Source organism: Agrobacterium sp. P15N1-A (genome assembly GCF_044626815.1).
GTDB lineage: Bacteria > Pseudomonadota > Alphaproteobacteria > Rhizobiales > Rhizobiaceae > Agrobacterium > Agrobacterium leguminum.
Genome location: NZ_JBIUPF010000003.1, coordinates 455457 through 468228 on the forward strand (window position 1 = coordinate 455457; position 12772 = coordinate 468228).

Annotated in this window: 6 protein-coding genes and 1 pseudogene; 5 read left to right on the forward strand and 2 right to left on the reverse strand. The window is 56.9% G+C overall.

The annotated features are described in order from the left end of the window. Together fdxA and ACIK7D_RS13980 are read right to left on the reverse strand one after the other, a co-directional pair. Positions 1 to 336: a ferredoxin FdxA gene (fdxA, locus tag ACIK7D_RS13975; protein ID WP_400156568.1), complete on the reverse strand. Its 336-nt coding sequence runs from the start codon at positions 334 to 336 to the stop codon at positions 1 to 3. Between the two features lie 104 nt (positions 337 to 440). Then, a complete protein-coding gene (locus ACIK7D_RS13980; protein WP_400156569.1) occupies positions 441 to 1040 on the reverse strand; it encodes a superoxide dismutase in 600 nt (199 codons plus the stop codon). A gap of 235 nt (positions 1041 to 1275) precedes the next feature. Between ACIK7D_RS13980 and ACIK7D_RS13985 the strand changes: the two are divergent. From ACIK7D_RS13985 to ACIK7D_RS14005, 5 genes and pseudogenes are all read left to right on the forward strand, one after another. After that, positions 1276 to 1642: pseudogene (locus ACIK7D_RS13985) on the forward strand (VOC family protein). 489 nt (positions 1643 to 2131) lie between these two features. Continuing rightward, positions 2132 to 4042: a ShlB/FhaC/HecB family hemolysin secretion/activation protein gene (locus ACIK7D_RS13990; protein WP_400156570.1), complete on the forward strand. Its 1911-nt coding sequence runs from the start codon at positions 2132 to 2134 to the stop codon at positions 4040 to 4042. 17 nt (positions 4043 to 4059) lie between these two features. Next, a complete protein-coding gene (locus ACIK7D_RS13995) occupies positions 4060 to 4512 on the forward strand; it encodes a hypothetical protein (RefSeq protein ID WP_077983980.1) in 453 nt (150 codons plus the stop codon). Positions 4513 to 4548: 36 nt separating this feature from the next. Then, positions 4549 to 11904, forward strand: a complete 7356-nt coding sequence (locus tag ACIK7D_RS14000; RefSeq protein WP_400156571.1) for a hemagglutinin repeat-containing protein — start codon at positions 4549 to 4551, stop codon at positions 11902 to 11904. Positions 11905 to 11914: 10 nt separating this feature from the next. Beyond that, entirely contained in the window at positions 11915 to 12571 is a 657-nt protein-coding gene (locus tag ACIK7D_RS14005; RefSeq protein WP_127758497.1) for an Imm52 family immunity protein, read from the forward strand. The last annotated feature ends 201 nt before the right edge of the window (positions 12572 to 12772 follow it).

The window sequence follows — 12772 nt, forward strand, 5'->3', positions numbered from 1 at the left end:
CTAACCGCCCGCTCCCGGATTTTTCGAAAAAATGGACATTTTTGCCGCAGCGCCATTCATGATGTCGGCATTGTCAGGCGGTGACTTTTTCTCATGCACGCGCGGCCAGATGCCGGAATAGCGGCGGTTGAGGTCGAGCCAGACATGCAGCCCCGCTTCGGTATCCGGCCGGATCGCGGCGGCGGGACATTCGCCCTCGCAAATCCCGCAGTCGATACATTGATCGGGGTGAATGACGAGCATGTTCTCGCCTTCATAAAAACATTCGACCGGACAGACTTCCACGCAGTCCATGTATTTGCAGGCGATGCAGTTTTCGGTGACGACATAGGGCATTGAGACGCTCGAAGGGAGTTGCAGCCGGACGGCGGCTGTCCGGCTGCGCCTGATCCGGCCGGCCGCCCAGGGCAGTGGGACCGGCCGGATCGGTGGGGCTCAAATCAAAGGCGGGCGGCGACCGCCTGCCAGTTCACCAGATTGTCGAGGAAGTTTTCGAGGTAAGCGGGTCGCTTGTTGCGGAAATCGATATAATAGCTGTGTTCCCAGACATCGCAGCCAAGAAGCGCCTTCTGCCCGAAGCACAGCGGATTGACCCCGTTTTCGGTGCGGGTGATCTTCAGCGAACCGTCGGCATCCACCACCAGCCACGCCCAGCCCGAACCGAACTGGGAGGTGCCGGAGAGGGCGAAATTCTGCTTGAACAGCGCGACCGAGCCGAAGGACTGCGTCAGCGCATCTTCCAGCACCTTGGGGATCGCATGATTTTCCGGCCCCATGATTTCCCAGAAGAGATTGTGGTTCCAGTGCTGGGAGGCATTGTTGAAGATGCCGGATTGCGCCACCGCACCCTTCTCATAGGTGCCCCGGACGATCTCTTCGAGGCTCCTGTTTTCCCATTCGGTACCGACGATCGCCTTGTTGAGATTATCGACATAGGCCTTGTGGTGAAGATCGTGATGGAACTTCAGCGTCTCCTCGGACATGCCCGAGGGGGCGAGCGCATCATGGGCATAGGGGAGGTCGGGAAGCTGGAAAGCCATGGGGTATCCTTTGTCAACTGTTCGCTCAAGAGCATGGAAAGAGCCTTGCGAAAACAAGGTGACAGTACTTCTAGGACCTCAACCATGGTTCAGGTCAAGAGGTTTTTTCGCGCTGTGCCGTGCGCGCCAGTCGGAGTAACGGATGGATGTTTCGGCGTGGCAAAGCTCACCTTTCGCGATTTGAGACCGGCGTAATCAATGGTCCTGCCTGATATTGCCGCCGCGGCGGCGCAACATCGCGTCCCTTCTCGCAAAGCGGGAGGAATTCCGAGCCGTTGGAATTGGTGGCGTATTCTTCAGAGCAGCAGATGTCCCTGGCCTGGCTGAATGGTATGAGAAACATCTCGGCATCGACAATCTGCATAATCGGTATGGCAGCAGGACGCCGGAATGACGATTTTTGGGCCTTTCGCCAGAGACAGCGATTATTTCGGCCGTGCTGAACAGCAATGGATGATCTCGATGCCCTCATCGCGAAGCTCACGAACGAAGGTGTAGAGGTTGAAACTCGGGCCGAATAGGATTCGGAGGTTGGACGTTTCTCCAGGATACACGACCCGGAAGGCAATCCCGTGGAATTGTGGGAGCCCGCCCGGACCTGAAGACGTTTGCGCTCCGCACGGCTCGGACCGGGGGTGAGTGAGGCTAAAACAGTCCCTTTGTTAGTCCGCAACCGCAATGGTTGACCACTGATGAACTTCGAATTCGGCGATTGAGATCGAGCCATCTCCATTGCCCGAATATGTCGCCGGCTGCGAAGCAATTTTAGTTTTCCTTAACTTTGGTACCTATGAGGGGCTTGCAGGGTGATACGTATTGCAATAACTTCTGGTTGTTATTTGAATCAAAGGATCCGTAGCGGGGAAATTCGGCGGATTGTCCTGAAAAATCACGGATGAAAAGTAACATTCTTGCCATGATGTTGGTAGGATTGATTATTACGTGAATTTTAACGTGCGCGGTTCTTTGAGAAAATGACTAGAGACTATCGTCTCGCAAAGAAAGTTACTACTTTAACGCTTCTTGGATCAGATGAACTGATCTATGCACCCGGTAGGGGATCGACAGCAAGGACAGCTGCAGAGTGAAGCATGGGCGGCATTGCCGCGACGAACTTCATTTCAAATGCAGGCCTCCTAAATATGCTACTTGCTGTTTTCATTCCGGGTTTCCGACGGCTACTCCCTCCTGATTTTTGTCTCGCAATTGTGCCGACCTCTCGAATCTTCGCAAAATCCCCGGTTGCCGCGCGGGCAGAGCGGAATGCCTTCGGTATGTCGACAAACGCATTCAAGCGGACCTTTGCCATTTCGCTTTTCGCGGGCCTGCTCGCGTCAGAGCCGGCAACGGCACAGTCGCCCGCCGATGATTTTTCCCGCCGGCAGGATCAGCAACAGCAGTTGCAGCGGCTTGAGAACCTGAAACAGGTAACTCCTGATGGCGTCGCTGGTCGTGGGAGCCGCGCACCGGGAGGCGACGCGAAATCCGCTGGTCCATGCTTCGATATCTCGCGTGTAGAGACCGAAGGTGCGACAAGGCTCTCCCCAGCTGAACTCGGCAAAATTACGCAGCGTTACAACAATCACTGTATCGGCGTGGCGGATATTACTGCCCTGCTCAAGGCTATCACCGACCTCTATCTGGACAAGGGACTGGTGACTTCACGCGCCTATGTGCCGCCACAGGATATTGCCGGAACAGGGCTGCTGCGGCTGGTCGTCGTCGAAGGCACGATCTCGGATATTTACCTTAACGGTCAACCGGCCCGGCGAAACGGCTCATTCGCCACGGCCTTTCCCGGCATGAAAGGAGAGGTCGCCAACATCCGCGATGTGGAGCAGGGACTGGACCAGATCAATCGTCTGTCATCGAACGATGCGAAGACCTCGATGCTGCCCGGCAAGGAGGATGGAACGTCCATCTTAAATGTCGAGAACAAACCCCGCAAGCGCTGGTACGCGAGCATTTCCAACAACAATCTGGGTCAGAAGAGCACCGGTTACTCCCAGACAAACGTTTCGTTCGGCCTCGACGGCCTGCTGGGTATCAATGACCAGTTGGGGTTTTCCTATGGGCGCAGCGGCCCGGACTACCCATGGGACGATAATGGTCGCGGCCACAGCAACAGCTATTCGGTCAATACAAGCGTACCCTATGGCTACTGGACGTTTTCGGCGAATGGTTCCTGGTACGAATATGACAGCACTATTCCCGGCAATTTCGGGCCGATCGAAACTTCGGGTGATTCCGGTCAGATTGGATTTGGCATCGATCGCGTTATCCGGCGAGACAAGGACTCGATCACGACGCTCAGGGGCGGCCTCACCTACAAGCAAACCAACAATTTTCTTCTCGGCAACCGGATTGAGGTTGGAAGCCGCCGATACACGATAGGCACTCTCGGTTTGTCGCGTTCGCAAAGAATACTGGGTGGCGTCATCGCCCTCGATTTTGCCCTTGATAAGGGTCTCGATCTTTTTGACGCTGCGGAGGCCGGAGAGCCCGGGGCCGGCACGGCCGATCCCCGGTTCCTGAAACTCAACACGACCGTCAGCGCGACGCGGCCGTTCGAAGCAGCTGGCCAGCGGTTCGAGTTAACCACGCTCCTCAATGCGCAATATTCGCCAGATAACATGTTTGGCGCAGAGCAGATCGGGCTTGGTGGCTTCAGCAATGTACGCGGCCTGAGGGAAAGCGTCATATTCGGTAATAACGGGTTCTTCAGCCACAACGAATTGGCATGGCGGACAATGCCATGGGAAGGCACAAGTCTGGCGCCCGTTCTGGGCGAGCTACGCCCTTACCTCGGTCTCGATTACGGCCGCGTGTTCTCGCAGGATCGATTCGACATTCCCGGCGGCTATCTCGCGAGTTGGACCGTTGGTGCGAAACTCGTGGGGGGAAACATCAGCGCCGATTTTGGCTACTCCCAGGCATTTTCCAGCAGCGTCAATGGCGGGCGCGGAAATCTCATTTTCGCCAGCGTGACGGCACGCTGGTAGCTTCAAAAGAGAATATTATGATCAGCTCTTCTTTTCACACCCCCAAATTATCTTTCATCTCCGCCCTGGTGGCGACAGCTATTGTCGTATCCGGTTGCGGTGGCCGGGCTGCACATCCGGTGTCTTCCACCAATCCGGCCGACAGTGCTTTCGACTGCGCCGGCATAAAGCGCGAGTTCGAGGCCAATGAGCGGCAGGTGCTGGCGACGGTGAAGGAACGATCCGACGCGCAGGGTAAAAACGTGATCCTTGGTGCGACAGGTGTTCTTCTGTTCTGGCCGGCCCTTTTTTTCATGGATCCGAAATCGCCGGAAAAACTGGAAATCGACGCATTGCGTAACCGCAATCAGGTCCTTGCCGAGATTGCCAAAAGCAAAAAATGCCCAGCTCCGCAATCGAAGCTGGCAGATGTCTACAAGAAACTCGACAGCAAGCCATCCCCGGCCGACACGAGCAGAAAAGACCGCTAAGCCCCAAATTCCGTCTGCCACGAGAGGCGAGCAACAATGACATCACAGTTTAAGCGTCTTCCACGCAAGACAACCGACCTCGCGTTGTTCGCTAATGCCGGGACGCTGGCTCAAAAAATCATTGCCACCGTTGTCAGTTTTACGCTCCTGCTTCAGCCAGTGCTTCTTCACGCACAGGACATATCGCCGGAAGTTGGAGGATCTTTTGCAAATCGCCCCGGGATAGGGGCTGCTCCGAACGGAGTGCCGCTCATTGATATCGTCGGACCCAACAGCCAAGGTCTGTCGCACAACAAATACAACAATTTCAACGTCGGCACACCGGGGGTCATTCTCAACAACTTCAATGGTGAGATCGGTACGTCGAAACTGGGTGGCGTGACACCCGGCAATCCAAACCTTCAAGGCAAGGGTTCCGCCACGGTCATCCTCAATGAGGTCACGTCGCAAAACCGCAGTTCGCTTCTCGGTCCAACCGAAGTGTTCGGTGGCAGGGCCGATGTCATCATTGCCAATCCGAACGGGATCACCTGCGACGGCTGCGGTTTCATCAACACGCCACGCGCCACGCTGACGACGGGTGTACCTGACATCGGCACCGATGGACGTCTCAATGGATTCACGGTCAACGCAGGGGATGTCACCTTCGGTCCTAGCGGTGGGAATTTTGCGCTTGGTGACGGCGCAGTCAGTCTGTTCGATGTCGTGTCCCGTACCATCCAGATCGACGGAACGATCTATGGCGAGGACCTGCGCCTGACAGCCGGGAAGAGCAAATTCGATTATGCCACGGGTGAGGCAACAGCGCTCGATGCCACCTCCGGGACACCTGAATACGCAATCGATGGCTCAGCACTTGGGGCCATGCAGGCCGGCCGCATCAAGATGGTCGTCACGGAGAAGGGCGCTGGCGTTCGCATGCGCGGCGACATGGCTGCCAACACAGGCGAGCTTTCGCTATCGGCAGACGGCAAGATTTCGATCGGCAATGCGTCCGGCAATAAAGGTGTCAGCGTCTCCTCGAAGGGGAGTGTCTCGACCGGTCGTCTGACCTCGAAGAAATCAGTGTCGGTCAAGGCGGGGAAGGACACCAAGATCGCTTCGATCGGCGCGGAAGAGGATATCCTTGTCAATGGCGGGGCCGGCTTCGTCGATGTCGTCGGCACTCTTGGCGCCGGTAGCGCGATCACTGTCCTGGGAGATGGACGTGTTGCGGTGGCCGACGTCTCCGCTGCAAGAGCTGTTTCTTTATGGTCGGGGGCGGGCTCCATCGGCATCAACGGCACGGCCCAGTCCGGCGCGGCGATGTCGATTTCGGCTGCTTCAGGCTCGATTGCAGCGGGCGCGCTCCTTTCGAAAGGCGATCTGGCGCTGCTTTCCGGCCTTGATCTTGGGATTTCAGGGCTCGTGCTTGCCGAAGAGAATTTGCAGGCCTCGGCTGGTGGCAACATCCGCTATGGCAGTCTGGAAGCCAATGGCAACGTCTCGCTATCTTCAGCCGGCGGTGTAATCAGCCTCGATAAACGCACAGCCGCCGGTGGCGACATCAGGATCAGGCAGCAACATGCCGACCTTTCCAATAACAGGAGCGGACTTGCAATATCGGGCACGCTCTACATCGATGCCAATAATATCAATCTGGCCAATAGCACGCTGACGTTCGGCGGTATCGATCTTACGTCATCCGGAGTGACTGATCTGAGAGGGACGCGGCTCAATGCCGTCGCTTCGAGCAACGCATCTCGTTCCGCTCAAGTGCCGGGCGATATTGCGATCGCAGCAGATAGCCTCGTCGCCAACGGTGCCACCAACCTGCTGGCCGCCCGGGACCTGACGCTAACACTCCCCCAGCTTGTCAATGCCGGCCAGCTTGCCGCTGGTAACGATCTGACGTTCAATGTCACCGGCAATCTTACCAACACTGCCACCGGCCTGATTTATGCCGGCAATGACGCGGCGCTTTTCGTGGGGGGCGTGCTTGCCAACGAGCAGGGGGCGATTGTCGCCGGTCATGATCTCACGATTGCGGGAAACGCTCATGGCGGGCGTAATGCGGCCATTGTCAACAGTTCCGGCTTCATCTCAGCCGGTCACAACATGTCGATCATTACTGCAAATCTGCGCAACGAAAGAACAACTGCACCTACCTACACAACACAGTTCCTCTCTAACGCGCTCGTTTCCGCGTATGACATATATTATGCGAGAGAGTGCGGGGATTGTTCGTCGCCCATCGAATTTTATAACCGGTCATTCGTCATCGGTAGCCCCATCCATCGCGTTTACCGGGACGTCGTCGAGGATCGGCTCATATCCTCAGGTAGTCCCGCAGCGCTGATCAAGGCGGGCAACACACTTTCTGTCGACACGGTCGATCTTACCAATGCCTATAGTGCAATCGAAGCCGGCTCCGGCATGACGCTGAATGGCTCGGGCACGCTGACCAATCTCGGGCTGCAATTGCAGCGCACGACTTCGCTCAATTGCAACCAGCACGGCGGCTGCCAGTATTATCCGGATGTCATTTACGAATGGACGGAAACGAAAACGACCGGCGACACAGGTGGCCATGAAGGTTCATGGCAGGTCGCCGTGCCTGGCCCCAGCCCATTCGGAACGCGGGATACGTCAAAGGATATCGGGCCGGGACGGACCGTGGAAAGCGTCGAGGCGATCGGTAGCGTTACCACGACGATCCGCTCTGGCGGAACACTTGGTATCACCGGTTTTGCCGCCGTCAACAATACTGCTTCGGCCGGAACAATCGCCGACCATGCCGCCGTTGCTACGGCTCAGCCTTCGAGCGATCCGACCGCACTGCTGGCCGGCGTAACGGCGAGCGGTGCGCTGTTCACGCTTGGCGGTGTCGCCACCCCACAGTCCGGCGGCTTTGGCGGCACCATTCCCGGCCAGACATTCCTCTATGAAACCCGCGCCGCCTTCCTCGACGTCTCGAAATTCTATGGCTCCAGCTATTTCCTCGGTCGCATTGGCTATCAGCCTGATCGCCAGATCCAGTTCCTTGGGGACGCCTATTTCGAGAGCCAATATATTGAGCAGCAGCTCAGACTGGCGACAGGCTCCGGTTTTACCGGGCAGGATTCAATTACCCAGATAAAGCAGCTTCTCGACAATGGAGCCGCCTATCTCGGAGCGCAGCAGCGCCCGCTCGGCCAACCTTTGACGGTTGAGGAGATCGCCAGCCTCAACGAATCCGTCGTTGTTTATGAGTGGCAGACGGTGAACGGTACGACCGTTCTGGCACCGGTGCTGCATCTTGCCGCCAATGACAGGGAAAGATTGAACTCCGCTGGCGCGCTGATCGCGGGCAATCAGGTAACGATCGACACTGGCTTGCTTGCAACATCAGGGATGATTGCATCGACTGGCGATCTTACCGTTTCCGGTTCATCGATTGCGGCAATCGGCGGCTCCTTCAGCGCAGGCGGTAATGCTTCAATCAAGGGCGACGAGGGCATTCTGCTCGCCAATGCGAAGGTGACGGCCGGCGGCAATCTCGGACTGACTTCGAATGGAGACATCAATATCTCCGTTACCGAGAGGTCGACAACCAGTACCTTACGTGACAAGCGCAGCACGACAACGGTTGTGAGAACCACAAGTCAGGGTTCCGAGATCACCGCGGGCGGATCGATCACCGCCAATGCGGGTGGCAGCCTCAACGTCATCGGCAGCACGATTGCCGCTGATGGGACGGTCGGTCTGAAAGCGACCGGTGACGTGACAATTGCCGAAGCTGTCGACACCACCACGATCGATTACACCTACAAGAAAAAGGGTGGCCTGTTCGGCGGCAAGAAACAGACGACGAGCCACACGGAAACCGAGACTGCCGTCGGATCATCGGTCAGTGGCGGGAAGGGTGTATCCATCGTCTCAGGTGGAGATACCGTTGTTTCCGCGTCGAACGTAACTGCTGGCGATGAGACCAACAAAGCCGATATCAACGTCAGCGCAGGGGGCGATCTGCTGATCGCGTCGGGCAAGAATACTGCTGAGTTCGAGCAGAGCTCCTCATCCAAGGGCTTCCTCTCGAAAAAAAGCTCGACGCAGTACAACTATGATGAAGCCACAGTCGGCTCCGAGCTTTCCGCATCCGGCAACATCAAGCTGGATGCTGGCGGCAACGCTGTCATCGCCGGCTCGAACATAACGGCAGGCGATGCGATCAGCATCACGGGCGACAGCGTCGCCATCATCGGGGCCGAGGAACAGCACGCGCTGGAGAGCAGCAGGAAGAAATCTGGCCTGTTTGCCGGTTCCGGCGGCGGCTTCCTTTCACTCTGGGGCAAGGAACAGAAAGAAAAGAGCCAGTCGTCCACCCTCAACGTTGGCTCCGCGCTGACTGCCGGGACTGACGTAACCGTCACGGCACGCGAAAGCGACGTCAATGTGATCGGCTCCTCCATTATGGCAGGCCGCGATATCAATCTCTCAGCAGAGCGGGATGTTAACGTAACGCCCGGTGCGGAAAGTTTTGCCCTGTCCGAGCGGGAGAAGAAATCCGGTTTCGGCCTGTCGTTCTCCGCCGGCAATGGCGGCTTCTCCGTCGGCCTCGGCGCGCAGAAGACCAAGGACAGCAAACAGCAACAGTCCGACACCAACGCGGTTTCGACGCTCACTGCCGGTCGCGATCTCCTTGTTTCCTCGGGCAACAACGTCAATCTGCAGGCGGCAACCGCCTCCACCGGGCGCGATGTCGACCTCTTTGCCGGGAATGATATTAATCTCCTTTCGGCCAACGACCGCACCAATTATCAGGAGATGCACGAAAAAACCTTTGCCGGTGTGACCGTTTCCGTGACCAGCCAGGTTGGCAAGGCGGCCCAAAGTGTCATGCACTCGGCTGAACGGCTGTCGGATGGCGGCGGTGTCAACGCCATCACAAACAGCGCCATTGCGGGGCTCGGCTTCTATCAGGCTTACAAGGATCTGCAGGGTGTCTCCGAGGGGCTTTCATCAGGCCAGGGTTTCGCCTTCAGCGTTGGTGTCAATGCCGGGATTAGCCACCAGGAGAATAGCGCTTCTTCCTCGTTCTCCACCCCTGTCGTCACCGACATTCGTGCCGGTCGCTCGATCGCCATCGAGGCACAAAACGGTAATATCAGAAGTGAGGGCGCGCAGATTCTAGCCGGTTACGGCAAGAACGGCCTGCCGGTCATCTCGTCCGATGCGCTGACTGGCGACATCTTCCTGTCCGCAGAGAATGGTGACATCAATCTCAATGCCGCCAAAGGTACATCTAACGCGGCAAGTTCAAACAAGTCCTGGAGTGCAGGCGCCGGCATCAATATGGGCTGCACGACGTCGGGCGGCTGCAATGCCAGCGTCGGTGTCAACGGTTCTTACGGCAAGGGCGGCTCTTCCACCTCGGGCACCAGCCATACAAACACGCATGTCAACGGCACTGGTGATGTCGCCATCGTCACCAACGATCTGGCGCTGAAGGGTGCGACCGTCGCCGGCAACTCGGTCACCGCCGATGTTAAAAACCTGACGGTCGAAAGCCAAGTGGATACGGCCAAAGCAAAGGCGGACCAGCTCAATGTCTCTGGCCAGATCGGCTTTGGAAACGCCGGCGTCTCCGGCTCCGGGCAGAAGGCTAAAGGTGATGCGGCCATTGTCACCGAACAATCCGGCATCCATGCCGGAACGGGTGGCATCGATCTCAATGTCGAGCAGCACACCACGCTTGTCGGCGGCCTGATTACCAGTGAGGCCGGGGCGGCACGCAACAACCTCTCCACTGGCACTCTTGACGCCACCGACATCGATACGCATTCAAGCTGGAAAGCCGAAACCTATGGCGGCTCGATCGGGACTGGCGGCCTCTCCATCGCACCGCCGGTCAAGGCTGGCGAGAACGAGACCGGCAAGGCCTATTCGGCCATCGGCGGCAACATCCCGATCACCATTACCGATCCGGCCCACCAGACGCAGGACATCGGCACCATCCGCCGCGATACCGCCAATACCAATATCGCGCTGCCTGGCCTGCCGGATCTCGAACATATCCTGCGGCAGCAGTACAAGACACAGGCCGATCTTCTGGCGGCACAGGCAACAATGGCCGGGCTCGTCGGCGATATTGCCAGCGGGCTCTACCAGGATGCGCTGGAGCGTGGGGACGGCGCAGCCGCCGAACTCTGGAAAGAAGGCGGCCAGGGCCGTGCATTGCTGCATGCCATCGGCGGCGGCATCCTTGGTGGCGTCAACGGCTGGGAAGGCGCACTGAAAGGTGCACTCGGCGCGGCGAGTTCGTCATTGCTCACGCCCGCCATCGCTGATCTCGTCAACGGCATGCTCAGGGACAGCAACCTGTCCGATCAGGACAGGCAGGCACTTGCGGCGGCTATTGGTTCAAGTCTCAGCGGTCTCGTCGGCGCCGTTGGCGGCGGCGAAGGCGGCTCCTATGGAGCGGCGCAGTACCAGTACAATTATCTTACACATAAGGAGCGGGAAGAGTTCGCGCGTGCCCTGGCGGATTGCAAGGCCGGAAGCTCCGACTCGCCGGCCTGTGGTCGGGTAGAGGAACTGCAAATCCTCTCGGTAGGTCGCGATCAAAAGCTCGATGATTGTGTCGGCAATTCGTCGGCCTCCTGCGTCAAGGCTCGTACCGATCTGCGGATTGCGGCGGCGGAGTATCTCGACGCAGCCCTCACAGGTAATGGTGAGTCTGATGAATTGTCGCTCCTCGACCGGCACATGGTGTTCCTGGCTTTGTGGAAATATGCCGACAGCAATGATGCTCAAAGCGGCCAGAACTTTGGCGACACCGCCTCCACGCTGAAAAGCGATGCAGCCAAGGCCCTTCTGACGGGTTCGAAAGAACAGATCGCCAGCATCATTCGCGACCCGATTATTGGCGGGGCGATCGCCTTCGGTGGTGCCGGTAATGCAAAGACTATTATCGGTGAAACGGTGGGCAGCGGTAGCACTGGATCAAAGGGGACAGGTGCGACAGGACAAATTGGAGAAGCTCCCACAAATAGCGCTTCAGGAAATTGGGCTGCGGTCACAGAAGCCATGTCGCCACGAGCGCAGGCCTATCAAAAGCAAATTACCGGAACTTCCGGGCAGGTATATGTTGTAAATGGCGTCAAGTTTGATGGGGTGAGTGCCAACGGTACGCTGCTCGAAGCGAAAGGGCCTGGATATGCAAAATTTGTGGATAAAACCACTGGGAATTTCAAATCGTGGTTCTCGGGAGCGGATGCCCTAGTGGATCAAGCCCAACGCCAGAGCATTGCGGCGGGCGGTGCCCCCATCACTTGGAATGTGGCGGAACCCAGCGCTGCCAAGGCCATTCAAAATTTGCTACTCGATAACCGAATAAACGGCATTAAAATTAATGTCGTGCCACCACAATAGGAGCCCTGCTTTGGAAAGTTATTTTGCCGCCGCCTATTGGTCATCTCGTAAAGAAACTCTCGAAGAGTGCACCAGACGTGCGACATGCTTTCTCGCTAACCTCGCAGGTGTCTCAGATACGCTTCGTGGCTGGCGCGAGAAGAGCAAGAGTCGAAAAAAAGCACTAACACAAAAGATGATTTCCATTGAGTGCAGCGATGATGTTCGCGTCATGTTGGAGAAGGGCCGTAATAGACGAGACATGGATCGTTCAATCATCGAAGAGCTAGGCTTCGGTTTTGGTCTTTGGAACGGCGAAGCCGGTTCAGACGAAGCGGGGCTATCGGTCAGGTGTGGTATCTATAACGCGAGCGGAGTTTCAAATGCCGTTGTGCTGAATCTCCCTCGAAGTTTCGACCCCGCCTCTGGAAAGACAGTACTAGCTCTTGCGCGATCGTTTATTGACGCGTGGGAGCCGGAAAGCTTTGTGTTAACGACGAACCGTCGCAACAGGGAAGAGCTAATTAAAGCAGAGGCGAAAGGGGAGAATTGGCAGCCATTTCTAGATGTTGCTCTTTACCTGCAACAGCCTGACATTCTGTCTTTCAAGGCTGAAAGAGGAGACCTTGTTTACGAACTTAATCTTGGTCGTTTGTTTTTGAGTCGCTCGTTGTCGCCTGCCGATTAAACAGGTTCTTCCAGATTTTATGCCAATTCAAAAGAAGTTAACTGCAGGAACTTGGCGTCAGTGAGCAATTGGCGCAACGTCTTCTCTTTTATCAGGACGGAACCAGGGTATGCCTTGCGTTTACGACAAGGCTTCTTCCTTTCAGCGATAAATCTCACAAAAACGGCTTGATGAGGCAGAATTGGAATTTTTTTGCCGTTG

Excerpts from the sequence above, each read along its gene's own strand:
- fdxA (WP_400156568.1), bottom strand. The coding sequence starts at position 336 with ATGCCCTATGTCGTCACCGAAAACTGCATCGCCTGCAAATACATGGAC.
- ACIK7D_RS13980 (WP_400156569.1), bottom strand. The coding sequence starts at position 1,040 with ATGGCTTTCCAGCTTCCCGACCTCCCCTATGCCCATGATGCGCTCGCC.
- ACIK7D_RS13990 (WP_400156570.1), top strand. The coding sequence starts at position 2,132 with ATGGGCGGCATTGCCGCGACGAACTTCATTTCAAATGCAGGCCTCCTA.
- ACIK7D_RS13995 (WP_077983980.1), top strand. The coding sequence starts at position 4,060 with ATGATCAGCTCTTCTTTTCACACCCCCAAATTATCTTTCATCTCCGCC.
- ACIK7D_RS14000 (WP_400156571.1), top strand. The coding sequence starts at position 4,549 with ATGACATCACAGTTTAAGCGTCTTCCACGCAAGACAACCGACCTCGCG.